This is a genomic window from Alistipes sp. An116, from assembly GCF_002161005.1.
GTDB lineage: Bacteria > Bacteroidota > Bacteroidia > Bacteroidales > Rikenellaceae > Alistipes > Alistipes megaguti.
The window spans coordinates 267,994-293,684 of sequence record NZ_NFLR01000001.1; the positions used below are offsets into that span (position 1 = coordinate 267,994).

The 25,691-nt window shown below is 52.3% G+C and carries 25 protein-coding genes; 12 read left to right on the plus strand and 13 right to left on the minus strand.

Annotation, left to right across the window (positions count from 1 at the left end; translation table 11 throughout):
• Positions 1–35: 35 nt before the first annotated feature.
• Positions 36–1,769: a reverse transcriptase domain-containing protein gene (locus B5E60_RS01020; protein WP_087309015.1), complete on the minus strand. Its 1,734-nt coding sequence runs from the start codon at positions 1,767–1,769 to the stop codon at positions 36–38.
• 665 nt (positions 1,770–2,434) lie between these two features.
• Between B5E60_RS01020 and B5E60_RS01025 the strand changes: the two genes are divergently transcribed.
• The 3 genes from B5E60_RS01025 (at position 2,435) to B5E60_RS01035 (ending at position 3,552) form a co-directional block, all read left to right on the plus strand.
• Positions 2,435–2,731 carry a helix-turn-helix domain-containing protein gene (locus B5E60_RS01025; RefSeq protein ID WP_087263913.1) on the plus strand — a complete coding sequence of 99 codons (297 nt, stop codon included), beginning with the start codon at positions 2,435–2,437 and terminating at the stop codon, positions 2,729–2,731.
• Between the two features lie 93 nt (positions 2,732–2,824).
• Complete coding sequence (locus tag B5E60_RS01030) at positions 2,825–3,106, plus strand: hypothetical protein (RefSeq protein ID WP_143260609.1); 282 nt, start codon at positions 2,825–2,827, stop codon at positions 3,104–3,106.
• A 224-nt stretch (positions 3,107–3,330) separates the two neighbouring features.
• Positions 3,331–3,552 (plus strand): hypothetical protein, encoded by a 222-nt coding sequence (locus tag B5E60_RS01035; RefSeq protein WP_087309017.1) that lies wholly within the window; start codon positions 3,331–3,333, stop codon positions 3,550–3,552.
• A gap of 427 nt (positions 3,553–3,979) precedes the next feature.
• Here B5E60_RS01035 and B5E60_RS13660 read toward each other — a convergent pair whose 3' ends face one another.
• Complete coding sequence (locus tag B5E60_RS13660; protein WP_143260610.1) at positions 3,980–4,354, minus strand: hypothetical protein; 375 nt, start codon at positions 4,352–4,354, stop codon at positions 3,980–3,982.
• A 215-nt stretch (positions 4,355–4,569) separates the two neighbouring features.
• Here B5E60_RS13660 and B5E60_RS01040 point away from each other — a divergent pair, with 215 nt between their 5' ends.
• From B5E60_RS01040 to B5E60_RS01080, 9 genes are all read left to right on the plus strand, one after another.
• Positions 4,570–6,705 carry a hypothetical protein gene (locus B5E60_RS01040; protein ID WP_087309018.1) on the plus strand — a complete coding sequence of 712 codons (2,136 nt, stop codon included), beginning with the start codon at positions 4,570–4,572 and terminating at the stop codon, positions 6,703–6,705.
• A gap of 336 nt (positions 6,706–7,041) precedes the next feature.
• On the plus strand, positions 7,042–9,033 hold the full coding sequence (locus tag B5E60_RS01045) for a ParB/RepB/Spo0J family partition protein (protein WP_087309019.1): 1,992 nt from the start codon (positions 7,042–7,044) through the stop codon (positions 9,031–9,033).
• 57 nt (positions 9,034–9,090) lie between these two features.
• Positions 9,091–9,546, plus strand: coding sequence for a hypothetical protein (locus B5E60_RS01050; protein WP_239403149.1), 456 nt, complete (start codon positions 9,091–9,093; stop codon positions 9,544–9,546).
• Positions 9,547–9,566: 20 nt separating this feature from the next.
• The gene (locus tag B5E60_RS01055; protein WP_087309020.1) at positions 9,567–10,559 is read left to right on the plus strand and encodes an ArdC family protein; all 993 of its coding nucleotides are present in this window, start codon (positions 9,567–9,569) and stop codon (positions 10,557–10,559) included.
• A 64-nt stretch (positions 10,560–10,623) separates the two neighbouring features.
• Positions 10,624–11,232 carry a hypothetical protein gene (locus B5E60_RS01060; protein WP_087309021.1) on the plus strand — a complete coding sequence of 203 codons (609 nt, stop codon included), beginning with the start codon at positions 10,624–10,626 and terminating at the stop codon, positions 11,230–11,232.
• An 11-nt stretch (positions 11,233–11,243) separates the two neighbouring features.
• Positions 11,244–11,534: a DUF4120 family protein gene (locus B5E60_RS01065; RefSeq protein WP_087309022.1), complete on the plus strand. Its 291-nt coding sequence runs from the start codon at positions 11,244–11,246 to the stop codon at positions 11,532–11,534.
• A 5-nt stretch (positions 11,535–11,539) separates the two neighbouring features.
• Positions 11,540–11,884, plus strand: a complete 345-nt coding sequence (locus tag B5E60_RS13665) for a hypothetical protein (RefSeq protein WP_143256497.1) — start codon at positions 11,540–11,542, stop codon at positions 11,882–11,884.
• 69 nt (positions 11,885–11,953) lie between these two features.
• Positions 11,954–12,199, plus strand: coding sequence for a type II toxin-antitoxin system ParD family antitoxin (locus tag B5E60_RS01075; protein WP_087309024.1), 246 nt, complete (start codon positions 11,954–11,956; stop codon positions 12,197–12,199).
• Entirely contained in the window at positions 12,192–12,509 is a 318-nt protein-coding gene (locus B5E60_RS01080; RefSeq protein WP_087309025.1) for a type II toxin-antitoxin system RelE/ParE family toxin, read from the plus strand. Before B5E60_RS01075 ends, B5E60_RS01080 begins: the two co-directional genes overlap by 8 nt.
• Before the next feature lie 59 nt (positions 12,510–12,568).
• Here the strand turns inward: B5E60_RS01080 and traN are convergent, their stop codons facing one another.
• The 11 genes from traN to B5E60_RS01140 all read right to left on the minus strand — a co-directional run bounded on the left by traN (position 12,569) and on the right by B5E60_RS01140 (position 25,689).
• Positions 12,569–13,459, minus strand: a complete 891-nt coding sequence (gene traN, locus B5E60_RS01085; RefSeq protein WP_087309026.1) for a conjugative transposon protein TraN — start codon at positions 13,457–13,459, stop codon at positions 12,569–12,571.
• A gap of 11 nt (positions 13,460–13,470) precedes the next feature.
• Positions 13,471–14,673 carry a conjugative transposon protein TraM gene (gene traM / locus B5E60_RS01090; RefSeq protein WP_087309027.1) on the minus strand — a complete coding sequence of 401 codons (1,203 nt, stop codon included), beginning with the start codon at positions 14,671–14,673 and terminating at the stop codon, positions 13,471–13,473.
• Positions 14,674–14,883: 210 nt separating this feature from the next.
• Positions 14,884–15,507 carry a conjugative transposon protein TraK gene (gene traK, locus B5E60_RS01095; RefSeq protein WP_087309028.1) on the minus strand — a complete coding sequence of 208 codons (624 nt, stop codon included), beginning with the start codon at positions 15,505–15,507 and terminating at the stop codon, positions 14,884–14,886.
• Positions 15,508–15,887: 380 nt separating this feature from the next.
• Positions 15,888–16,967 (minus strand): IS110 family transposase, encoded by a 1,080-nt coding sequence (locus B5E60_RS01100; RefSeq protein WP_087309029.1) that lies wholly within the window; start codon positions 16,965–16,967, stop codon positions 15,888–15,890.
• 115 nt (positions 16,968–17,082) lie between these two features.
• Positions 17,083–18,138, minus strand: coding sequence for a conjugative transposon protein TraJ (gene traJ, locus B5E60_RS01105; RefSeq protein ID WP_087309030.1), 1,056 nt, complete (start codon positions 18,136–18,138; stop codon positions 17,083–17,085).
• 2 nt (positions 18,139–18,140) lie between these two features.
• The gene (locus B5E60_RS01110; protein WP_087309031.1) at positions 18,141–18,770 is read right to left on the minus strand and encodes a DUF4141 domain-containing protein; all 630 of its coding nucleotides are present in this window, start codon (positions 18,768–18,770) and stop codon (positions 18,141–18,143) included.
• 23 nt (positions 18,771–18,793) lie between these two features.
• The gene (locus tag B5E60_RS01115; protein ID WP_143260613.1) at positions 18,794–19,855 is read right to left on the minus strand and encodes a hypothetical protein; all 1,062 of its coding nucleotides are present in this window, start codon (positions 19,853–19,855) and stop codon (positions 18,794–18,796) included.
• Positions 19,852–20,304, minus strand: a complete 453-nt coding sequence (locus tag B5E60_RS01120) for a hypothetical protein (RefSeq protein WP_087309033.1) — start codon at positions 20,302–20,304, stop codon at positions 19,852–19,854. The genes B5E60_RS01115 and B5E60_RS01120 overlap by 4 nt, the downstream gene beginning before the upstream one ends.
• The gene (locus B5E60_RS01125) at positions 20,301–20,681 is read right to left on the minus strand and encodes a hypothetical protein (RefSeq protein ID WP_087309034.1); all 381 of its coding nucleotides are present in this window, start codon (positions 20,679–20,681) and stop codon (positions 20,301–20,303) included. The genes B5E60_RS01120 and B5E60_RS01125 overlap by 4 nt, the downstream gene beginning before the upstream one ends.
• 237 nt (positions 20,682–20,918) lie before the next feature.
• Positions 20,919–22,742, minus strand: a complete 1,824-nt coding sequence (locus tag B5E60_RS01130) for a reverse transcriptase domain-containing protein (protein WP_087309035.1) — start codon at positions 22,740–22,742, stop codon at positions 20,919–20,921.
• 547 nt (positions 22,743–23,289) lie between these two features.
• On the minus strand, positions 23,290–25,689 hold the full coding sequence (locus tag B5E60_RS01140; RefSeq protein WP_087309036.1) for a TraG family conjugative transposon ATPase: 2,400 nt from the start codon (positions 25,687–25,689) through the stop codon (positions 23,290–23,292).
• Between the last annotated feature and the right edge of the window lie 2 nt (positions 25,690–25,691).

Consider the following 25,691-nt stretch of genomic DNA (forward strand, 5'->3'; position numbering starts at 1 on the left):
TTGTTCGTTATCTGCATAAGAGATTATAGGTCCCTTTATTTTGCTTGCGCCATGATCTCCTCGAATAGCTCAAAAATGACTTTGAAGTAGGAGAAAGAGACCTCTTTGAAAGATCCGGTTTTGTGGAAAATATTTTTTGCAAAATTATTTTTGGATAAGGCAATATTTTCATCGGATCCGGTTTTTCTCACATTGCTATCCAGAATCTTTGGGTATTTGCACCTTAACTGAGCTCGCGTGCCTGCATAATATACCTCTTTAAGTTTGAGATGACACCCCGATTCCGGATCAAACTCTCTGGTCGTATATAACCTGCGTCCATCCTTGTCTTCTTTCAACAAATCTTCGTCCGGATAAAAATGTTCTATGCATATTTCGTTGAAATCACGGTGTTCCGGAACAGGAAGGAGCGCTGAATAGACATTTGCTTCCCAATGTTTGTAAGATTTATCTTTTTCAGCTGCTTTCTGAATATATCTAGGAACATCTCTGTCGAACAGATAGATCTCGATTCGATTGTCCCTTTTGGCTTGTGGCCGTGTCTGGCACATCTGCAGCAAGGTGTCATTGTTGATATCCAAATCGGATCTCCATTTAAAGAAATGTAGATCCAGATCGGAAAATTCTCCCTGTTGATGGAACCAGGATAGTGCAGTTTCCAGGTGAAGAGGGTCTGTCTTGCCTTCACAAAACACGACAGTAGTACCTTCCGGGGCGGGAATATATTCAGGAATCGATAGCTTGATATTCGAGTCAAGTCTCTTGATTCGGTAGTAGAGTGCGATATACACCCGATTGCCTATTCCCTTCATTTGCCCGACGTAATTTAACATGCCGGTCAATTCGTTCTTGAATGCTATTTCTGGGTAATCGGGATGTTTGTGCTTGTAGTTGAACTTCTCAAAGTGCTCTTTCGCTGCCGCTTCAAGACCATACTTTTCCCAGGCATGCAACATGGCCCGGATGCGCATGATATATTTTCGAGGAACGTTGATTCCGGCATTGACAATCAGACCGGTAACCTCCTGTCTGTTTGTTCGCAGAGCATATCTTGTCTTTTCCTCGTTGATGGTGAATCCATTGTCCTGAAAGATCTTTTGCAATGTGTTGGACAAGACGATTTTATGCTCTTTGATATGACCTACGGCCGTCGGAAGAAACTGTAGATTGGTTGAGAAGGTAATATCATCCGCATATCGGCTGTAATTTATTTTGTGTTTGCGGGCAAAGGCAATCAGCTCATTATCCAGTCTGCGGCAAATGTAGTTCGAGATGACAGGCGAGGTTGGTGCTCCTTGCGGCAATTTCCCGTCATGACAGCAGATTTGCGCCAAAGTCGTGGCTACCTCGTCATTGAATCCGAACGGAGCACTTTTAAATAGACCTCGGACTCGTCCGAAGTTGATGGAGGGAAAGAAATCTTTTAAATCCAGATTGATGACAATTCGCTTTCTTCGATGGATATAAGCATTGGTTTTGATACTCCTCTCTTTGACATAACCATGCACACAAAATTTGGCAGGCTGATAGTTCTGCAAAATATGCGATAAACGTTTCTGAATTTGTTTAATGCCGGAGATTGGAGCATATATCTCGCGCGTCCCTCCGGCTCGCTTGGGAATGTCGTATTTTTTGTATTGTTGTTCGGGTGGTAGCTTGTATAAATAATAAGCGAGCATCTTGAGGGAACTCCCCAAGCGTTCGGCGAGTTCTCTTTTAGTTGTAACCGCTTGGAATGTGGATTGGATGTCTGGCATTTCTGTTTGCATAAAAACAGCATCTGCTGAATATTCTACTTAAAGTGTCAAACGACATCGAAAGCACACAGTCGAAAACCGGGAACGAACAATGTTCTGACATTGTCATAATCGCCGTAAGAATACAGCGAAAAATCAATCATTCAGCAGATGCATATCAAAAATAGGAAATTTATCTCCATTTTACAAATCTTTCGTTACGTGCAGAGTGTGTGATGTTATAGAATCGGGTCATCTCCTCCTCCTTCTCTATTATTTTGCTCTAGGACGCAGGCTGCGTCCGACTCGCGGTATCGTTCCTAGTCAAGGCCATGTGTGTCAAGTTGGTATCTCAAAGCATTTTGTGACTGTCGATGATGTTGGAAGCAATGCCGATCATCATACTTTCTTTGAATAACATGAGCCTTCAGATGGTGTCCTTGCCGAACTTTGCAGTAAAAACCGAACCTGAAAAGCTATTGTTTTATCGGCAAGTTAAGTGGTGATTTCCAATCCCAGAATGATGATTTTTGCCGATACCGGCATGTTATGGAGGTTTTGCCCCTGCTATCTGATGGTCTGCCGGGAACAAGAAATCTCCGGATTTCGGATCTGAGAAAACATATAATTGATTCAAACACTGATAAACGAGTTCAGGGATTGTCCCATTTTTGCCGTGGAAACCAAACCCGACATAGATGGAAAATCAACACACGGATGACCTGTCCCGCATTCTGCGGACGGTCGAAGAGATCCTCGAGATCGTACACTTCATGAAGGATCACCGGAGTCAGCTCGAAGGTGATCCGATCCTCGATTTTGCGGAGGTCTGCCAGTTGCTCCGCCAGAGCGAACGCCAGGTGCGCCGCTTCCGCGAACAGGGGCTGCTCGTCGGCTTCAACATCGGGGCCCGGCGCATGTACCTGCTCTCCGAAGTGCAGGAGTTCATCCGTAAGATGCGCCGCCGCGGAAAACTCGAATCGTTGAATCAATAAATCTTGTTACCCATGGAAACCAAACAAAGTCCCCGGATCTATCGGCTTGTCCCCTCCGAACAGCTCGAACGTCTCATCAAAACGAATTTTCTTTTGAGCAAAAGTTTGCTGCTGTTTGAATATCTATGCAGCCAAAGCGACGAGCCGTTATTCCTGACGGCCGATGCGGCATGCGAAGTCCTCGACATTCGCCCCGAAACGCTGACCCGTTACCGCCAGAAACGGCTGATCCGCCCCAAGATCTATCGGCGGCAATTCCTGTACAGCGCCTATGATCTGCTGATGCTCGGTTACCGGATCAACCAGCGCAATCTGCAAAATGCGCTGCGGCGTACTCCCCGGATTGTGATCGAAAGGAACGAGCATAACGGATGACGGAGGAACTGAAGAAAAATCCACAAGTGCCGACCTCGGACCAAGATAGCGGCGTGCCTGCACCTTGAAGTCCCTTTTCGCACGATCTCCACCCGTTGGGGTTGTATCGTCCGAAAAGGGCCTCCGGTTGGTCCCGCCGCTGTGTATCGGCCCGTGGCCGGCACCTCCTTTTCTGAATGGAGCCGGTCCATGAACCATATGTTAAACCTTAAAATGGATTTGGTATGATTGACCTTCAGAAACACATCTGGGAAGGCTGGACCGTCGGAGACTTTGTCGAGCGCTTGGCTCCCGAGTTGGATCGTATTATGTCGGGACGCAGCTGGCATCGTCCCTTTACCACAAAGCAGGAACTCGCCACGTGGTGCCGGGAGAATCAGCCCTACTACAAAAAGCACATTCCGGGAGTTGTTGCCTATTTTGCCCGGAGGTATCGTTTACGTTGATAGCAGCAGGAGATGATTTACTACCATCGCTTTTACGTCGAGAGCCTGTATCCTGAGAACCGGCGGAGGATTCTCCGCTGGTTGTTTTGTACTTTTAGTGTCTATTTGTGTGAAGCGACGCCTGCGGGTTACAAGGGTCGATTCTACACGCAGGACATCCGTTTCCCGAAAGCAGCTTTCCGTGATTTGACATTCAGTCTTCGGGGCGATCGCTCATTATGTCTGTGGGTCATCTCGTATGATATTCGGACCCCTTATCTTGAGCGGAATATCTACGTCTATGGGAAGTGGAAAAACCATTTGGTCTAAATAGGTTTTAACCACATCCCCTCTTATAACGGATTTGGTATGTAATTAAATATATCTTTTGTTTCTATCTTGTATTAAATTCTCGAATATTGTTATTTTGAAAGCAGAAGTCCCTGCTCTATTCTCGCTTGATGGGTAATTCGCTATTCAACTTTAATCGATACATGTCTTGTAACTCGTCCAAATATTTGATATTTATTAATCTTATATTGTCTTCTTCTGTATATACTAATATCGCTTTCCCTTGATTAAAAATTAGGTGTGATTTATCATCAATAATATATGAAAATGGTGATGTGGGATTCTTTCTCCATCCCAAACTTTCACAATTAAGTTGATTAACTTCTATCCTTTTAATATTGTTGTAATCAATAGGTTCTGGATAATTGTCAAAGAAGACAAAGGTCCCATAATCATCTACCTTTCCTAATATTAATTTGTCTGAACAGCCCTTAAAAAATCCATAATAATTTCCTATTTTTATATTTTTCATATTATTTATTTTTTATAATATATAAAAATAAGATATATTGTCAATATATCTCTGCTAAATACGGTGTGTGTTTTTTATTAATAATCAGCTAAGACTATAATTCTCATCTATCGCTTACGCCTAATTAAATGTGATAAATGTCTAAAATATTGTAATTGCAATAATGGTATAATTTCATATCTTTGTCTTATACGAAAGAAAAGAACCTTAAGATTATGAAATATCAGAATAATACGTATATTACGACATCTGATTTGCTGTTTGAAGGTGTATTACGGGATATTCGAAAATCCAGAGAAGCATTACAGCCGATATATGAAGCTTTAACGAATGCTTTTGAAGCTATAAAATGTCGAGTTGATAAGGATGGAACATTTCAGTTTGCTAATGGTTTTATCAATATTATCATTGATGCACAGGCAACGATTGATAGTAATTCTCCCGAATTTAGCAGTCTTTCTATTCAAGATAACGGTATTGGATTTAATGATGTGGATTTTAAACGTTTTAATACATACAAAGATTTTACTAAAGGATTCTCCAATTTAGGATCTGGCCGTATTCAATATGTTCATTATTTTGATAAAACCCATATTGTAAGTCGTTATAAAGAAAATGGGGACTTTTATCAGCGTGATTTCTTTGTATCGAAAAGTCCAGAGTATGTGCAAAAGCACAATGCATTGGTTTATCACAAATCATGTACAGTAATATCTCCAGAAGATATAACTGATATTGGAACCTTGTTGACTTTCATCGGTTTATTAGAAAATAGTAATGTCTATAACGTATTAACAGCAAGATCCTTAAAAAACAATATCATAAAAAAATATTTGAGCTATTTGTGTCGACATAGAGATTCTTTCCCTCGTATTCAAATATTGTATAGAATCAATGGACAGGAAAAAGAGAATGAGATTATTACTAAAACAGACATACCTCCAATAGATAAAACAGATACAGCAGTATTGCATTATCAAAGAATATCTCCAGATGGTAAGTCTTTTGAAAGCCTGGATAGAACTGAAACATTTACAATAGAGTCATTTCGCATATCCGGTGCATTTCTATCTCAAAATTCATTAAAACTCACCTCAAAAGGAGAAATAGTTAATGAGTCTCCCATAACCTTGCAGAATTTGGCAAGCAATACTACTCTAAATGGAAGTAAATATTTATTTCTTGTTTCGAGTGAATATATTGACAAACAAGATTCTAATGTTAGAGGAGAGTTAAAAATACCAACGCGTGCTAATGCTGCCAAGAGTGATTTGTTTGAGCCGGAGTTTATCACTGTCGATGATATTCAAGAATCTGTTACAAAAAAAATAGATTCAATGTATCCCGAAATACAAACAAAGAAAAATGAAGCCGAAAGTCAATTAGAGGAGATAAAGCAACTTTTTCATTATACGAATGAAACGATAGAGGCCGCGGGAATAAATATAAATGATAGTGAAGATCGAATTATAGAGAAAATACATGAAGTAGAATCTAGAAAGGGGGCTTTACTTGACATCTCGATAAAGAAATCGTATGATAGTCTAAAAACATTAGACCCCTCAAAATCTAATTATCAAGACATCTTAAAAGAAAAAGCGACAGAACTGGTTAAGATAATTCCATTACGTAATAAGAATGTTCTGACTCAATATATTGCACGTAGAGGGTTGGTCCTAAGTTTATTCGAGAAAATTTTAAGTAAACAGACTGATGTTCAGCAAGCTAATCCTACTAAACATCGAGAAGACTTGTTTCATAATTTATTTATGCCTAGACATTCTGAAGACACAATAGATAGTGATCTATGGATATTAAACGAAGATTTTATTTATTTTGATGGAATATCTGAAGGCGTGCTGTCAAAAGTACAAGTCAATGGTGAAAATTTTTTTGAAGATGATTTCACAAGAAAAGAGGACGAATTTTTGACATCGTTGGGTGAAGATCGAACAGCATTGCGCCCTGATATTTTATTATTCCCATCTGAAGGGAAGTGTATTATCATTGAGTTCAAAGATCCGAGTATCAATGTTTCGAAATATTTAAATCAGATTAATAGATATGCTGGTTTGATTCTGAATTATGCTAAAGAAAAGTTTAATATGTCTATATTTTATGGCTATTTGATTGGTGAAAGTATAGAACCAATGGATGTGCAACTCGCAGATGGACATTTTGAAAATGCATATCAGATGGATTATATGTTTAAGCCAGCAGATATTGTTCGAAGTTTTTCCGGTCGTCCCAATGGCAGTATATATACAGAAGTTATTAAATATTCAACTTTACTTGAGCGGGCACGTCAGAGGAATAGAATTTTTCTCGAAAAACTAAATATGATTAAATAGGTTGAGCCTTAATATTTATCAAGATAGATGATATAAATTGTTAATACGAAATTCATCAATTGAGATAATATACTTCTTTCTTCCCGGTTGCCGTCGGGGAAGATAGTCATGCGGAAGGCTGCGAGCGGCCCGCCGTCCTCGGACGAAAAATCATCCTCGCCGGGGCTGCGGTATTTTTCGCCGCTCCGACGTCGCCGCATGACTGTGTCTCTTCCCGAGGCAACCGACCGCGTCGGGAATAAGTCCTCATAACATAATTATTTCATTGACTATGCAGTCCGTTTGGATAGCATGGTCCCAGAAACGTGAGACACACGGTAAAAACTGTTTGATGTTATGCAGACTTCCAAGGAAGAATCGAAAACGAAGAAGAGCCGGGCCAAAGTATCGAAAGCCGCCACTTCAAAACAGAACCCCGACGTGCAGGAATTGCCGCAGGCTGCCTCCAATTCCGGGACAGCGGAACAGCAACCGACTCCGGCCGTCGAGTTGTTGGATCTGAACAAGATTGTCAGCAGTACCTACAACCCCCGCAAGGATTTCCGGCCGGAGACCTTGCAGGAACTCGCCGACAGCATCCGCCAGGTTGGGGTTCTGCAACCGATCTGCGTCCGGCCCAAAGATGAAGGTTTCGAGATTGTCTATGGCGAACGTCGCTATTGGGCCGCAGCGATGGCGGGGCTGAAATTCATTCCGGCCCTTGTTAGGAAGTTGTCGGATGCCGAAGCCGAGGATGCCGCCATTACGGAGAACCTCCAGCGTGAGGACGTGACACCCCGTGAGGAGGCTGCAGCCTACAAACGGGCGCTGGAATCGGGCCGTCATACGATCGAGAGCCTGGTCGGGAAGTTCGGAAAATCCGAGGCCTACATCCGCTCCCGTTTGAAACTCTGTGATCTGATCGACGCCCTCGCCGAGCAGCTCGACCGGGAGGAGATTTCGGTTGGCGTCGCCACCGAGATTGCGAAATACGATGCGGCGGTCCAGCAGGAGGTCTACGAGGAGCATTTCTCGGACGGCTGCCGCCTGTCGTGGAAGAATGCCCGGATCCGGGAGATTGCCCGGCGGCTCTACGACCGCTACATGACCCGCCTGGATACTTATCGCTTCGACAAGACCGAATGTCACTCCTGTCACCATAATACGGCCAACCAAATCCTTTTCAAGGATGAATGTGCGGACGGATGTGCAGGCTGCCAGAACCGTAGCTGCATGATGCGCAAGAACGACGAATACCTCGTGCAGCAGGCCCTGCAACTGCTGAAGGCGGACCCGCGGACGGTCCTTGCCACGGTGGGCGATACGCCCGATTCAGTGATCGAACATCTCGAAGAGGAGGGCTATCGGATTCAGGAGCTGGATTACTACCTCGATTACTACGATACGGCCCCCGAGATGCCCGAAGCTCCGCAGGCGGAGTGCTACTCGTCGGAAGAAAACTACGCGGAAGCGGTGAAGCGCTACGAAGCAGCGTTGGCCCGATTTACGGAGCAGACCCGGCAACTTGAATTTGACGTTACGGAGGGGCGTGTCCGCAAATATGCCGTCATCGGCATGTTTGATGTGGAGATTCGTTATGAGGATGTCCCGGAGGAGGAGCGTGAAGTTGCGGTCGAGGATGCCGCAGGGGAACGGACGGTTTACGTCACGATGGTTCCTGCCTCTCCGATGGAGAGTCTGCTGCGTCAGGACCACCGAAACCGGCAGCTTTGCTACGAGCATATCACCGCCGACATGAAAGCGCTGTTCCGCGAATCGAAAGTCTCGGGTAGCCCGCTGACCGAAGAGGAGCACCAGATGTTCTACTACGCCGTGATCCGACACATGGCGGACGACCGGCTCCGACAGTGCGGCATCGAGCACAAAAATCAGTGGCGCGTTACCGAGGAGGAGCGCTTTGCGGCTGCCGGACAACTGACACCCGAGCAGCGGGCGGCAATGATCCGCCTCTTCCTGCTCGACTTCTTCCGCACGACGGCCCGGGATTACAACTGTACGGACGAGGAGGTGGACACGCGCCTGATGTGCCGGTTTGCCGATTTGAATTTTGAGGCCCAAAGCCGGATCCTGCAGGAGAAGTACCTGGCCACCTATGAGAGACGCCGGACGAAGCTGCAGGAGCAGATCGACGACCTGAAGGCGCAGGAGGAGGCCCGGGCTTTGGCCGAATCCCGGGAATTGGATGCAGAATCCATTCCCGAAGAACTCCCCGAGGAGCCGGAGGCGACGCCCGACACGGAGATTCCGGCACCGCCTGCCGAGCCGCTGATTATACCGGCCGATCCGGAGCTCGGCCCGAACGAGACGGCAGAATCGCTGGCCGCCTGATCCAAGTTAAACCGACGGAGCAATCATACGATTGCTCCGTCTTTCATATCTGCAACTATGAACAGAATACTCAAAAAATTGCGGAAACGATACCGCAGCATTTTACAGCAGAATCCTGTAATGATACAGCCTGTCACTTCAGGAAACAGTTCTGATCCATGGCGATGTGAGTTGTGCGGATCACGTCATGTTTATTATCGAGCATGGGTCGATGGCAATACCGATCAGGTTTGCTCGATTGATGACGACCGGGACGACCTGTGGTGTGATGGCTGTGAGGATCATACCTATCAGATTCGAGAAAGCGAACTGATGAAAGAGACAATCAATCCCTGGTGGGATAATGAAACCACGATAGAAGATCGGGAGAAAATGACCGGTCTTGCTCAAAAGGATTTCGATCCCAAAGAGGACTACCGTGCATTCCGGGAAGCCTGCGGCCGTTGGTGGAATGCCAAGACAAACGAAGAAAAGATCGAAGTATGGCGGCTCGCTACCCGATCCGAATCATAACCCTTTCAAAACTTTCAGCCATGAAAAACCATAATCTGATAGATGCCATAGCACCCCGACTGACGGAGCTGATGATCCGGCGTATCGAACACCTCGAAACCGACTGGCAGAAACCGTGGATCACGGACCTCGCGCACGGTCTTCCCCGCAACTTGCGCGGCACGCCCTACCGGGCCGGGAATATCCTGATGCTGCTCTTCCTCTCGGGGATAGCCGGCTACCAAACACCGATCTTCATGACCTTCCGGCAGGCCAAGGAGGAGGGGCTGAATATCCTCAAGGGCTCCCTGTCGTTCCCGGTCTACTTCTGGAAAATCTGTATCCGCCACAAGGAGATCCGCCGCAAGATCGACCTCGAGGAGTATCGCCAGCTTTCGAAGGAGGCCCGCAAACAGTATGAGGTCATTCCCATCATCCGCTACTATTCGGTCTTCAACCTCGACCAGACAGATATGCAAGAGAAGCAACCGGACCGCTATGCGGCGCTGACGGCCCGCGCCGAGCGGAAGGATTACTCCGACGGAATGGTCTGCGAGCCGATTGACCGGATGGTCGAGCAGCAGTCGTGGCTCTGCCCGATCGAACTCCGTTACGGCGACCGTGCCTACTACACGCGCCTGCACGATCGGGTTGTCTGCCCGCTCAAGGAGCAGTTCCCGAAGGGCGAGGCCTTCTACGGGACCCTGTTGCACGAGATTGCTCACAGCACGGGCCATGCCGAGCGTCTGAACCGCACGATGGGAACCTGCTTTGGCGACGAACAGTATGCCCGCGAAGAGCTGGTTGCGGAGCTGACCTCGGCGCTGTGCGGCGCCATGGCTGGCTTTGCCACGACGCCCCGCGAGGAGAATGCCGCCTATCTCAAAGGGTGGCTTACGCAATTGCGCCGGGAACCTGCCTATCTGTTCGATATCCTGGTCGATGTCAATCGGGCCGCCCGGATGATCTTCGACCATTTGGAGGCCGGGACTGATGAAATCGCGGATGAGGAGACCGAAGCTCCGGCTGCATAGATCTTTATTGCCGATTGTTGAACCATGCCGCAGTCTTCGGGCTGCGGCTTAACTTTTTCAAACCATGAAAACCATCCATCCAATCTATGATGTCTACTTCCGCATCGAGGCGGGCTATAACGACGGCCGTATGTCGCACGAACAGCATGACCGGTTCTACACGGAGATCCGCGCGCTCTTCTCGCGTGCCGGCTTTACGATCCGGGAGAATCCGCCGGGATGTCCCTCCTTCCAATTGGGAACGACCTGCCTCTACTGCCACCCGACGGAACTCTCCGGCCCGGTCGAGGAGCCGCATATCGCCCTTGTCGAAAGAGTTCTGCGACAGGGAGCCTCGTTTCAATATCAGACGACGGACCGTTACGACCGACTCTATGACTTTACCGTCGAGGAGGAGTTGGCCTACTACCGGCAGCACTATTCCGAGCGGCTATTTCTTGAGGCTTTCCGTACCTCGGATCCTTCGAAATACCACCTTCGGGATGAGGTTCTCGAGGAGCTGGTGCGGCAACTGATGGTGCACACTGTTCGCGCACCGCTGGGCTGTTCGTTCGATTCGCCGTGTGTGCACTTCGTTCGGGAGATCTACGCCTCGCTGGTCCAACGAGGTCTGCTGGTCGAGATCCAGCGACGGAAACCTTATGGAACCATGACTTATTGTCGAACCAGATAACAGATCACGCTATGAAAATCATGTGTCAGGAGTATTTTGATGCGGTCGTCCGGTATGCCGAGAGTATTGGCGATTGCACCTTGCAGGAGTGCCTCGACAGGCTTGAGCGGTGGGGCCAAAACGCTCGGCAGGCGAGTGAAATAGAGCTCTATCGGGATTTTGCTCCCTACTCGTTCTTGTTCAAGCAGCGCTATGCAGATGGCTCACTCGGAGTTGTCGGCGGACTGGTCTATCATGGCTCGCCGGATCGTTCCTGCTGCTATACGCTGGAAAAGATAAACGGGTGGTCCATTCACACTTGAAAACCATGAAAACAAAAGTATGGAATTATGCTCCGGATCGGGACGATTGTGTCGTCCAGACCGAAGAGAGTGTAGTGTTTGAAAACGAACATGTCGGTTGGTTCGTAGCGAATCCGGATCCAAACGGACGCCGGAGACTGGACAATATGGGAGTTGTAGAACGGGTCGGAGATGTTGTCTTTCTGGCTTGTTTCAGCAGCCGAAATGCTCTTACACCCGAATTTCTCGGTGCTGTGAAAGATGAAGCCACACACCTGCGTCAGCGCGTGCGGGAGCGTCTGGAACGCCGGGAGAAGCTGCCTCTGACCTATGTCGCAGCGTTCAAGGCGCTGGGCTGGAAGCCGGATTGAGTTTCGCATCGGCGGATAAAATTTGTAATATTACCAAATATTGGTAACTTTGCAGAAAAGAACCCTATTATGAAGACAACATCGGTAGCATTGGGTGGATATTTCGAAGAGTTTATCCGGGCCAAGATTGCGGAAGGAAGGTATAACAATGCCAGTGAAGTCATTCGGGCGGGGCTCCGTTTATTGGAAGAGAACGAAAGCCGCCTGGTAGAGCTTAAAGCCGCCATTCGTGCCGGAGAAAAAAGCGGGGAGGCCGTGGACTTTGATCCGGAGCAACACTTGAAAACCCTGAAATCCAAACGTCGCAATGGGTAAAGTGCGCTTTTCCAATATGGCAGTCGAGGATTTGACCGCTATATGGAACTATACAGAGGAAAAGTGGTCCGAACAGCAGGCCGACAGCTACTATGAGCAACTGATTGCCGCGAGCCGCCGCATTGCTAACGAGCCGTTTCTGCCCGGAAGTAAAAAGTACGATCATATTGAGGCCGGTTTATGCGGATTCAAAATCCATAAACATATCCTCTTTTATCGCGTGATTGACGAACAATCCATTTTCATTGTCCGAATCCTTCACGAACGAATGGATATAAACAATCGACTGATTGAACCCGCTGTCGAATAATTGAGAAAAGCCACTTCCGAAAGAAGTGGCTTTTTCCTGTCTATGGCATAATTCATTCCTTACAATGCCTTTGCTCCGAGCAGCTCTTTGCTCGAAATTTCGAGATATTGGTGGCGGGCCCCGTCCTTCTCGGCGATCTCCAGCAGGAGAATCTTGTCCTCCTCGAGTGTCAGTTTCGGAAGGGCGAAGACGATGCGCTGGCGCTGGTGCCCACGCACGATCGAAGGGTCGTTGCAGACCCGCAGCGGTTCGATGATGCGCTGCTGTTGAGCCGTGCGTTTGGCCGTCTTGCGGTCCGCGATGACAAAGCGGCGATAGTCCACCTCGAAGGAGATGTTCGTGTTGTTGGCGATCTGCACATGGAGGTAGATCACGTCGTTATGGACGTAGATACCCCGCACCTCGACCTCCACGCCGTATTTCCGGGTGTGGATTCCCTTTACGTCCGCGCGGTTCTGGCGGTATATGTCGCTCAACACGCGCTTCACCGTGGCAGGACGTTCCCGCCCCACCTTATGGAGCAACACGCGCCCCTCGTCCGCACGGGCCGGCTCCGAGGCTGATGCAGGCTGTGCCGCCGGACTCTCCGCGGCCACAATCTCGATGGTCGACGTGGAGGGGTTCTCGGCATACCGGGCATCGAAGGTGTAGAATCCGCCGTCCTCGGTAATTACCGTGAGGTTGGTCTCCTCCGCAAAGTCGCGCACGGCGGCCTTCACCCGCACGACATTCTCCGCGCCGTCGGCCTTCCCGGCGATGATGGCCATCGAGCCGATGTCGATGTAGGTTACGGGCGCCGGGAAGAGGATATGCACGGTCTTCGTGAATCCCACTTCGATGGTGCGGGGTGTGAGCCCCTGCCGGGACGGGGTCCCGTCGCTTTGGGCCATAACTTTGGCTGCGGCAAAAAGAGCCGCCAGAAGGGTCAGATAAATGAGGTCTCGTTTCATGGTGCTGTCGTTTAGTTTTCTTTGGAGATTAACAGAATCTGGTGGTTGGCCTTGAGAGTGATACGCACCTCACGGAGCTTCTCGGAGAGGTAACGGGAAGATGCCTGAATCCCGCCCCGAGCCAACTCGGCGAGGGCCTGCTGCCCTGCCGAGTGGGTAATGTTCACGCTCGTCCCGGCCGTCTGCCCCACGGATGCCAGCGCCTCCTTCAGGGCTGTCCGTTCGCGGGAGTTGGGAACATTGATTCCCGGCTGTCCGTCGAGATCATACGCCTCGGCCTGCACCTGGAAGATGCGTCCCCGGTATTCGATGGAGGTTACCGTCACCCGCAGCCGGTCGGTCGTTACGGAGACGGCGCCGTAGAGTGGCGTATTGCGGGGGATCACCTCGCCGTTGATGCGTACCGGTTCGAGCAGCCGGAGAGCGATTGTCGAGCCCACACGCACAACCTGTGTCTGCGCGACGCAGGCTCGGATAGTCGGAGCTGTATCTACCGGCAGAACGCCCGCAGCCGTCAGAAACCCGATGTTGCGCTCCCGCGCGGAGTCAATCCGCGGATTGAGGGTCGAAGCCCGGACGTCGCCCTCGCGGGTGGGACGCATGACGCTGAAACGTCCCGAGGACTTCATGCCGTCGGCCTCGCTTGAAACCCCTGCCCCGCCTCCGAGGTAGCGCTGTGCGAGGCGGTACTGCTCCTCGGCCACCTCCATCGGGTCAGGCTGCTGCCGCTCGATGTCGAGTTGCTGCTGCAGGGAGGCCACCTGCTCGCGGAGCTCTTCGACCTCGGCATTGCGCGGCGGCACGGCGTAGAATTGCCGGGCCTGCTGCTGCATGGCGCGGTTTGCCTCGGCTGCCCGGCGCACGGGATCCTCGGCCGGAGACCGCGGCTCCGTGTTGCGAAGCTCTTCATCGAGCAATGAGAAGGAGTTGTCCCCGAGGGTCATCATCCGGTTGCGGAACTGCTCCTCGCTGGCCACGCGCTCCGCGGCCTTGCGCTTGTCGCCCTCGATCTTCGGGGCCTTGTCGTCGGGCAGCGTGGTGTTGATCCCTGCCTGCCCTTCGCCGATCGTGGGCGCGGGTTTGAAGAGGAACCAGATGAACGCGATGACCAGACAACTCCCGACTGCGGCCACCAGGATGACTTTTCTTTTTCGCTGACGCTCGAATGCCGCGGTGGAGTCGGGCGTCGGTGTGTTTTTTTGTCTCTCTTCCATGGTTATCGAAATTTCAGATTTTCCAAAGAGGGAGGTGCCATCCTCCCGAAGTCAAATCGCGGTGTAGGGCCGAAGAGCAGCAGCCCGTAGAGCCCGACCAGCAGCAGAAACATCCCCAGGAGGATGCACCGCCGGGTTCGGGGCGAGAGTCGGTCGTGCCAGCGCCGGATGCGCCGACGCAGCCAGCGCACATGGCTTTGGATAAGTGCTTTAACGGTCATAGGTCTGCAGGTCCTTATTTTCAACGATCATCAGATCCTCGACCAGAAACCCCTGCGGATTGTTGTCCGAGCGGGAGACGTTGACCAGCCGACAGGTCGTGATGAGCGACCGCTCGGTGATCGTGTTCTCGCGCATGATGCGCTGCCGGGCGTAGGTCGTGGCTTCGTAGGGATAGCGGTCGAAGTTGCAGCGGATGCTGTCCACATGGACCATCTGCGAGACGTTGGCGGCAATCAGCCGGTTGAAGAAACCTTTCTCCTGCAGGAGCTTGTAGTAGGAGAGCGCACTCTTGTCGGCCATCTGCAGGGCCCGCTCCATGTTCGACTCGATGGCTGCCTTGTCGGGCGAGAGCGAGAAGAAGAGTTCGTGGAAGCGCCGCACATGCTCGCGGGCCTCGACGGGACGGTTCTGGGCAAGGTCCTGTGAGAGGGCGACCATGAGCGAGCGCCCGTTGTCGAGGACGTAGATCTTTTCGCGCTGCCGCTCGGCAAAGGCATACGAGAGGCTGACGGCCGTGATGGTCACCACGGCGCAAATTCCGGCGAAGACGAGCGCGTAGAGGCGCAGCTGCCGGAAGGAGGTTTCGATGTTCAGCAATGATTTGAATTCCATGATACGATTTTCCAGTTACAATCCAAATAAATTTGGATCAAAGTTTTTGGTTAGATTTGTTTTTATTTCATTAACAACATATTGCGTTTCTTGAAGATCTTCCCGGCCAAAGGTCAAGGCACAAGTGACTCCGCCGGCCTCTGATCGAGCCGGTGCGGAGACACTTCGTGCTTAACACCTTTGGCCCTTTCGAAAGCCGAGATTTCAGAACCCGTAAAAAACCTTCGGTAAACAGACTTTCCACAGCGGTCAGCACGCTGCCGCATGTTCCTGTATTAGTTTACAAAGGCCAGAGGAGCAAACTATTTTAAGCGGACGTTAACGCCGCAAACATCATGTAGTATTCTCTCTGGGAAAATCCGTTTACCGGAAGGGTTTCTCTATGACATGACACTATTGACATAATCAGTCTGGTGCTTGAGTACGAAGTATAATCTGTTGACCAGTTTGCGGGCGACCTTTACGATGGCCTTGCTCTTTGGCATTCGCTTGCACTGTTCAGTAAAAAACAGGTTCATCGCAGGGTCTTGACGTACCGCCACCCATGCGGCCTCTATCAGGTTACAGCGCATGACGGCGTTTCTTCGCACGGTAATGTCTCCTGTCCCATCTTTCTCTCCACTGGAATGGCACATCGGGATCATCCCGATATAGGCGGCCAGTTGTTCGGCATTGCGGAAACGGGCAATGTCGCATATCTCCGAAAGAAATGCCATTCCCGTAGCCTGTCCGAACCCCGGAACGGTCATAATCAACCGCAGCGGTTCGCGAAACCGGTCCGTCTTGGCCAATGTCCGCAAAGCCCGTGTCATCTCCAACTTCTGGCGGCGTAGCTCCTCCAGATGCCGGATTTGAATGTCGAGGGCCTGACGCCCGCTCGGTGTGAGGGTTTCAACCTCCTTCAACCAGGCAATAAAACGTTTTGACCAGTTGGAGAACGGTTCGAGGAACTCTTGTGGAATCCCAATGCCCAGATACCGCAATTGGGACTTGATCCGGTTCTTCTGACGCGTCGTGTCTTTTGTTATCGAGTTCTTCAATCTTATCAAGGAACGCATCTCCAACGATGCGCTGTCCGGCGTGTAAATGCCTTTCAGTTCGTTGGCTCGTAAACTCCGCGCCAGCTTGCTGCTATCCACGGCGTCACTCTTACGAAGCTTTTCACTGCTCTTGGTCGGAACATCCCCCGGATTGACCACGATGTTGTCAATCCCTAATGCCGTCAGCCGTTCGTGTATCCAGAACCCGCAGAAGCCGGCTTCGTATACCGAATGATATTCGGCTCCCGGATAACTCCGCGCCAGAAATCCGTGCAATGCTTCCGGACTCGGATGCTGACTAAACTTCTTCAGCACGGAGGTCTCCGACAAGACCGTAACCGACCAACTCTTCAAATGGACATCGATCCCTATATAAATCTTTTGTCCTCTGAAACTAATTTCGTTTCTTTGTCCTCTCATGGCTATCGCTATTTTAGTTAGTTAAGGTTTGGCTGCTTTAATCTAACCAAAATCTCGATAGCTTTTTTCTTCTATCCGCTATCGGTGCGGTCTACTCGGATCGTAAACATAGGAACTATTTTTTGAGGATCAGGCGAGCTGCGGTTGCCAGCCCCTTTCCAACGCTACCTACCGTGCTTTTGGTCCCGGCCCAGACCTTCCCGGTAATCCAGCCGGCACCGCCGCTCACGAGCGACGTGGCGCGCGAGATGGTCCGGTTGTAGGAGGAGAAGCCGTTGGCCTGCACGACCCACGAGGCGATCGAGGGGATACAGAGATAGCCGCAGATGGCCACGAGGATGAAGATCAGGTTGACGCTGTTCGACATGTCGAAATACCAGTTGTAGTCCTGCGCCATCATCTCGGCATCGTGCTGCAGTGAGAGGGTTTGCAGCCGGGCGATGATGGCTGAGAAGAGGTCCGAGATAGGGAGCCACAGGTAGATGGAGATGTACTTGGAAAACCATTGCACCAGGGTGTTTTGAAATCCGTCGAAGATCGAGATGGCAAAGGCGATGGGCCCGAGCAGCGAGAGGACAATCAGGTAGAAGGTCCGCAGCACGTCGAGGATCACGCCCGCGGCGGCGAAGAAGAGTTCCATGATCGCGGTGAGGGCCTTCAGAATCATCCCCTTGAAGCTCCACGACTTCCGCTCGCTCTGCATCCGGTCGAGGGCCTGCTGCGACTGCTCGTCGATGCCCAGAGCCTGTAGCTCGCGCTCCTTCTCCTCATCCTCGGTGTAGTAGCTCTCTGCCGGAAGCCGTTCGCGGCTCTCCTGTTCGAGGCGTGCGCACTCCTGCCGCCACTCCTGCATATCGAAGGTCTGGCCGACCATCAGCGAGTGGGTGGCCTGCACCAGCGGGGAGAGGATACCGTTGAGCGACCCGAGCACAAGGGTCGGAAAAAACATGATACAGATGCCGATCGCCATAGGTCGCAACAGCGGAAAGAGGTCAATGGGCTCGGCCCGGGCCATCGCCTGCCAGATGCGGTAGGCAATGTAGATCAGGGCCCCGATTCCGGCTATGGCCGTGGCGACTTTGGCCATCGGATAGCAGAGAACCATCATGTCGTCGTAGAGAACGCGGAGAATCGTGTGGATGTTCTCCGAAATGGAGAGTGCCTGTACCATCGCTACCAGTATCGTTGTTCGTCGGTTCCGTAAAGAGCCATCACGCGGTCGAGGTCGTTGCGTCGGGCGCCGCGCAGCAGCGAGATGGAGATGTTCTTGCGCGTGTAGTAGCGGGCCAGATCCCGATGGTGGCGCAGCACGCCATAGACCCGTTCTACCACGTCGATGCGGTCCTTGTCCGTCAGCGACATGTCCGTGGGGTTGACAATATCCTGCAGCTCCTTGAGCTCCCCGGCCGACTCCTCGATGATCCGGGCATATCCCGTGGCGATGGCCGCCAGTTCCGCGGTCGAGAAGTTGTCATCGACCACCATGCGCTGATAGCCGTTGACGTAGATGTCGGAGATCTCCCCGACGAGCAGCATGCACTGCTGGACCTTGCGGGCCGAGCGGACGAGGTTGTTGACCGCCTTCAGTGCGTCGTAATATCGCTTCCCTTGCTCGTAAATCTTTACGGTCTCTTGAAAACTTTGCAGGAGGGTCGATCCGTTGCGGGCTGCTTCAACGATCTGTTTGGTGGAGTTGATGATTCCCTGTGCGAGATTCGTAGGGTCCGTGACGACCCATTGTGCCTGCGCGGCCCGGGCTGTCAGGAGCAGCCCGAGGCAGAGCAGGATGATGCGTGGTTTCATGGTTCGGTCGTTTTGAGGGTGGTTCAATGTCTCAATTTGCGGGATGCCGCTTCGGCGGGCTGCATTACTGCGGGGTACTCCCGGCGAAAGGAGGTGCGCCCCGGCTCCCGCTCCGGTTGTGCGACGCGGAGGTCGAGTTCGTGCGTCCGGGCTTCGCGGCCCGTCAGTCGGACAAGCCGTGCGTCGAGCTCCCGGAATGCCGCCTCCGCCTCGGCACGCTGTGCCTCCGGGGGCAGACCCGGATGGATCTCGTATTTGTCGAGAAACTGCCGGTTCGTATGCAGATCGTCGATGCGCTCCGGAGCGCGGGCCAGCCAGCCCAGCGTATTCAGTTCGCTTTCGAGGCGCTCGACATAACTCCGCGGAACGGACATCTCAGTCATCCCCTCGATGGTGCGCTCGGCACCGCGGACCAAGTGGTTCTCCGTGCGGAAGATCTCCTCCCGGAGCTGCTGCATCCGCCGCGGATCGGCTCCGGGCGTCGCCGTATCCCGCTCGTGCCGCATGGCCTGCAGAATCTCGCAGTCGACATCCCAGCCGTAGAGCCGGGCCACATAAAAGGGCGGCTGCATCTGGGTCGGGGCCTCCGTCATGCGGCATAGTTCGTGGAAAATCCCCGTGCGGAAGAGGCGGTCGACAAGACGCATGGCCGCCTGCACCTCCCCGGTTGTCGGCTGCCGCATCCGGCTCTCGGGGTGCCGTTCGGGATAGGCATCCATGAGAAGCGTGTGCAGGGCCAGCACGCCGTGAATCGGATGGGAACTGTTCCCGGGCAGGTTGGCCAGCTTCCGCCCCGTGTGCCTCATGGCGGGTGTCTTGCGCAGGGTATCCATCAGTTGCAGCACCTCGTGGCGGGCCGCCTCGTCGGGCGAGGTGAGAATTTGCGGAAGATGCGCCATCATCTCCAGCCCGATCCCCCGCGTCAGCAGCTCCGAGTGACGATGTTCCTGGACCATATCGGTCAGTGTCCGGAAGTCCTGGGCCTCCAATAATTGCCTTGTTCGTTGAAGGGTCGGCTCCCATTGTTGGAACTCCTCCCCGGCTGCGGGGCGAAAGAGCCCCTCGAATACTTCACGCCACTTCATGCCTCGGGTTCATGATCCGTGAAACACTCCTCGGAAATGCTCTCCTGCTCCGCACGCCGGCAGGCCCGCTCCTCCGCGACAAAGCGTCCGTAGCAGCCCAGCAGCAGCGTGTCGCTCTCGGGGTCGAGTTCGATGGGGTGCATGTCGCGGGGATCGTCGCGGCTGCCGAAGAGCAGCGTGCGTCGCTCGGCCGTGATGACGGTATCCTGCACCAGCCGCCGGTAGCAGAGCGTGTTGTCAAAGATCAGCATCCGGTAGGTCCGGGTGCAGATGCGGCGGATCGAGGCCGAGAGGTTGTTCTCCGTCGAGAGCCACGATCCGCAGATGCGGTCGTAGGCAATCTCCTCCTGCAATGAGGTAATGAGCCGCACAAGCTGGGTGCGCTGTCGGATTTCGGCCCGCAGCGTCGCGAGCGCCTCCGCGGGGGTGATGTTTGGGGTACTACTCATGGTAAGTCGTTTTGAAGGTTAGACAAATCGCGTTTGAAAATATCTCCCGGAATGACCAGCAACAGGTCGGAGCCAGGGGTGTGGAAGAGATCGACACGCGCACCGCCATAGGTTGTGTAATGGATGCACGAGGCATACTTCATCGGGTGCATCTCAAAGGATTCACGCCCGGTCCGCGGGTCGTAGTGATGGATGCGAATCCAGAAGCCATCGTCCCGATGGTCAATCTCGAGCCGGGTGTCATTCCGTGTCGAACGCCATTCGCCGCACAGAGGACGGATCTTGTGGTATTCGAAATCGTAGAAGAGCCGGAATCCGCCGAGCAGGGCCAGCAACGCCAGCAGCAGCCCGACGCAGCTCCAAAGGATCTGTTTCATGGCTGGGAATTTTTAATGAGATTTTGGCCTTCCCGCTCGCGGGCCAGTGCGCGGATGGCTGCCTGGATGTCGCCGCCGAGTTTCTCGGCCCGGGCCATCACCTCCATCTTCTCCCGCTCCTCGGTGGTGTAGCAGTAGGCTAAGTACCCAGCGCCTTGTCATATTTCTATGATAGGGTTCCGGGCACTCGCCCCCGAACCGGACTTACAAGTTTCCCTGTATCCGGCTCTCCACTAATTAATTCAGTCTGATTCTTCGGTCAGGGTCTATCTTTGCATGACACTTTGAGCAGACCGCCAGCGTCTTCCGGCGCCGGGCGATCATTCTCTTCTCCCAATCGGACTTACCTGTCAGATCTTTAAGTTTGCGGACGTGGTGCATTTCGAGTTTATCCGTAGCACCGCATAATTCGCAGACTTGGAGTTTCAGCCTTTCCATCAGGCTGTTACGACCACCAGTTATTGTAACTGTCCGCGGGATAGTGTCGCATGAGGTAGCCCCTGCATTTTTTTTGCGTTGGAAGCCTTCGTGATAGAATGTTTGGTAGAGCATTTTACCCTTCTTGTTCTCATATGCCACTTTGAACGTCCCTCCCTTTTTATACTTGGTCAGGATTTGCTTAACAGACGACTTGTACTTTCTTGCGAAAGTCTTGTACATACTGTATGACATGATGTGATAGAAAGAGTTGATGGCCGGGCTGTTATTGGCTATCGAGTAGTAGTTGTAGAATCCCCGGATTTCGGCGTTGAACTGACTGACTATTTCCAGGTCGTCCAAATCGATCATGTACGTTCTGACGATGGATTTCCATACCTCTTTGCCGTTCACGACCGCTATTCTTGCGGCCTTGTAGTCAAAGAGTTTCTTTCGCATCGTTTCAAAATTCAGATACAAGACCGGAACGTGTCCGAACGCCCTGACCGTTCTGCCGTTTTTATCCTTGCGTAAATCATTGCTCCTACGGATAAAAATGTCGAATCCGAGGAACTTGGCGGGTTTCTGTGCGTTGGTTATCAGTGTCTTTTCATCTGACAGTTCCAGTTTAAGAGCCTCTTTCAAATAGTTTTTAATGTCCTCTTTTACCGTTTTGCAGTCTTCCAGACTACCGATTATTCCAATCAGAAAGTCATCTGCGTACCGAACGTATTTTATGCGTTTGATACTGCTGTCCATTTCATTACGCGCGGGAAACTTGTTCCTTTCTTCCCGTAGCCGCTTGATTTCAGCGGTCATCTGTTCTCTTACCTTTTCATCTTTCTCATTTTTCAGCTTCTTAGCCAGCCGGTATCTCCGCTGCTCGTAGAGCTTGTACTGAGCGTTGCCTTTCCGTATCTCCCCCTTGTTGAACCGGTTGATATACTCACGGATGTACTTGTCGAGTTTGTCGAGGTAGATATTCGCCAGTATTGGACTGACAATACCGCCCTGCGGCATGCCGCTGTACGTTCTGTGAAATACCCAATCTTCGACGTAACCGGCGTTCAGGAATTTGCGGATAAGCCGTAGAAATCTCTCGTCGGCGATGCGTTCCCGCAGGATGCCTATCAACACATCATGGTCGATGTTGTCGTAGAACCCTTTGATGTCGCCCTCAATGAACCATTTCACGGCCGTGAATGACTTCTGTATGCTGATAAGTGCGGTATGGCAACTACGCCCGGGCCGAAACCCGTGCGAGGTATGCTCAAAACTGCCCTCGTAGATAGCTTCCAGTATCATTCTAACCACTTCCTGCACCAATTTGTCGTTGAATGAGGGGATGCCAAGCGGACGTTTTTTCCCGTTTTTCTTCGGAATGTACGCCCTTTTGGACGGAGCTGGCTGATAAGTCTCATTTTTAAGGCTATCAACCAGTTGCTTAATGCGGTCGATGCTCATTCCTTCGATGGTTTGCCCATCGGCTCCTGCCGTCATGTTGCCCGCCTTGCTGTAAATACGCTGGTAGGCAGCATAGAACATTTCTTTATTAAACAGCACTCTGTACAGCCGCTCAAACTTGTAGCTTGAGTCCTTGCTGTGTTTAGACAGACTGTTTAACACATTCTCTGGATTTCTCATGTCTCACACATTTTCCGTTAAATTGTTAAACTTAATTAGCTGCTTCCCTTTGCCATGTACAGGGCGTTACCCTGCTCAGACTACTATGGAAGCTCCGTTGCCATGCCGGATATTCATAGGTCTACACCTAATAGCCTTGCGGCGTTCCGGTTTAGGCAATCCCCGTTTAGGAACTTGACAACTGTTTGGCGCGATAGATTGTCGGATACGACTTTCGTCCTTTACTGCTTATGGCAGTTGCCCTGCGGTCAGTTTATGCTACATCCGCTATCTGTCATCGGTGTAGTACCGCAGTGTGACGTATATAACTATCTTCCGTCACCGCCCAAGGATACGACTGCTCGGACTATCGTTCAACCAATGCAGGCTTTATCCTTATATCTATCTTTTTAACTTGCCATTCAGTCGCAGCCTGATAGTTGGCTGACTTATGGCTTTACCGACATGCTCAACTCCCTGTCCGGTTTCCCGTTCAGATAAGTCGGTTGTTAATGGGCTTATAAACTCACTCCCAGCCACTTGCCACAGTGACATTTGTCAAATCCCCTTACGGGCGCACGAGATACTCCTCGGTCGAGACCTCCGTGGCGTAGACCGCCGACTGCACGCCTCCGAGTCCGATCCAAACCTCCTTGTAGGTGCGGCGGGGATCGTTCGCCTGGTTGATCGAGAGGATCTGCGCCCGCTCCTTCTCCGAAAGGCCGAGCAGCGTCTGGATCTGGTCGAACTTGTTCATGTACTTGCGCTGATCGAGGAGGATCTTGCAGTCGGCATTGTTGATGATCGACTCCTTGACGATCGGCGAGGAGATGATGTCGTCGACCTCCTGCGTAACGACGACCGCCTCGCCGAAATACTTGCGCACCGTCTTGTAGAGGTAGCGGATGTAGGTCGACATGTTGGCCGAGGTGAGGGCCTTCCAGCACTCTTCGATAAGGATCATCTTGCGGATGCCCTTCAGCCGCCGCATCTTGTTGATGAAGACCTCCATGATGATGATTGTCACCACGGGAAGCAGCGTGCGGTTCGAGGAGATGTTGTCCAACTCGAAGACGATGAAGCGCTTCGAGAGCAGGTCCAGCTGCCGGTCGGAGTTGAGCAGGTAGTCGTACTCGCCGCCCCGGTAGTAAGGTTCCAGCACGTTGAGCAGATTCGCCAGGTCGAAATCCTTCTCGCGGACGTGCTTCTGCTCCAGCAGCCGACGGTAGTCTGAGGTGAGAAACTCGTAGAAGGTGTTGAACGAGGGCTGGATCGAATCGTCCGTCTTGAGCTTCGAGAGGTAGAGGTTCACGGCGTTCGACAGGGCCACCTCCTCCGCGCGTGTCGGCTCCTCGGATTCGCGCTTCCAGAGCGTCAGCAGCAGGGTCTTGATCGACTCGCGCTTCTCGATGTCGTAGACCCCGTCCTCGACGTAGAAGGGGTTGAAGGCGATGGGCTCCTGTTCAGTGTAGGTGAAGTAGATGCCGTCGCCTCCCCGCGTCGTGCGGTGGATCAGCGAGCAGAGCCCCTCGTAGGAGTTTCCCGTATCGACGAGCAGGATATGCGCCCCCTGTTCGTAATACTGGCGGACCATGTGGTTCGTGAAGAAGGACTTCCCACTTCCCGAGGGCCCCAGGATGAACTTGTTGCGGTTGGTGGTGATGCCGCGCTTCATCGGAAGATCCGAGATGTCCAGATGGAGCGGCATCCCCGTGAGCCGGTCGGCCATCTTGATGCCGAAGGGCGAGAGCGACGAGCGGTAGTTCGTTTCGCCGTTGAAGAGGCAGGCCCCCTGTTCGAGAAAGGTCAGAAAACTCTCCTCGGCGGGGAAGTCGGCCTCGTTGCCGGGGATGGCGGCCCAGAAGAGCACCGGCACGTCCACCGTATTGTGGTGGGGCGTGCAGCCCATCGTGGCGAGCTGCGATCCTACGTCGTTGCGTAGCCGCTTGAGCTCCGCCTCGCTCTCGGCCCAGACCACGACGTTGCAGTGGCACCTTACGGAGCGTAGCCCCTGCGAATGGGCTTCGTTCAGGTAGAGGTCGATCCACTCCTTGTTCAGGGCATTGCCGCGCGAATAGTTCGCCAGCGAGTTCATGTTGCGGGCCCGGGCTTCGAGCCGTTTGAGGGTCTCGTCGTGGTTGTCCAGAAAGAGATACTGGTTGTAGATGTGCGAGCATCCGAGCAGCAGCCCCGCGGGGGCCGCGAACGAGAGCCGGCACTCCGAGCGGTCGGTCGAGAGACGCTCGTAGCGGAAGTCCGTCGCGACGCTCTGCGGCAGGAGATCCAGATCGGAGAGCGTATGCATCGAGAGCAACTTGTCGCCGATGCGCATCATGCCCGGATCGAGGCGGATGTCCTCGTTGACCGCGGGCTGCCGCTCGTCCGAGAGTGCAAAGTAACGGGCCAGCAGCCCCGTATCGGAATCCGTGCCGACGATCTCTGCCTCCGTGAGGCGGTCGACCCGCAGCAGCCCCGAATCGTTCAGGATGCGCTCCATCTGGGCGACACTCTCCAGAAAACGGGTCACGGCCTCCCCGTCGCGGATCTCCTGCGGGATGATAAAGCCCCGGCACAGAACGGAGGCGGCACTCGTCTGCCGCAGCCGTTCGGGGGTGCTTTTCGTGATGAAGAGGTGGCAGGTGTGGCGCAGAAAGGGACGTTCGTTGAAGTGGCGTTCATAGGCCCGGGAGAGAAACGTGCGCTCGGCCTCGGGATCGGGTGTTTCGTAACGCTCCTCGATGAAGAGGTCCTGCTTGTGGACGACGGTGTGGTCCGGGAGGACCTTCAGCGCCTTGACCCAGGTGGCGTGCAGCGCCTCGTATTCCTCGGCCGTCAGGGTGAAGAGCTCCGGGAGCATCACGCGGAAGGCGGCCGTTACGTCGGCAAACTTCGAGAGAATGCAGTTGCCCTCGACGGCCAGCAGTGGGAATTTCGACTCGAGGGTCGAAGTTTTCAGGGTTCCTCGCATGG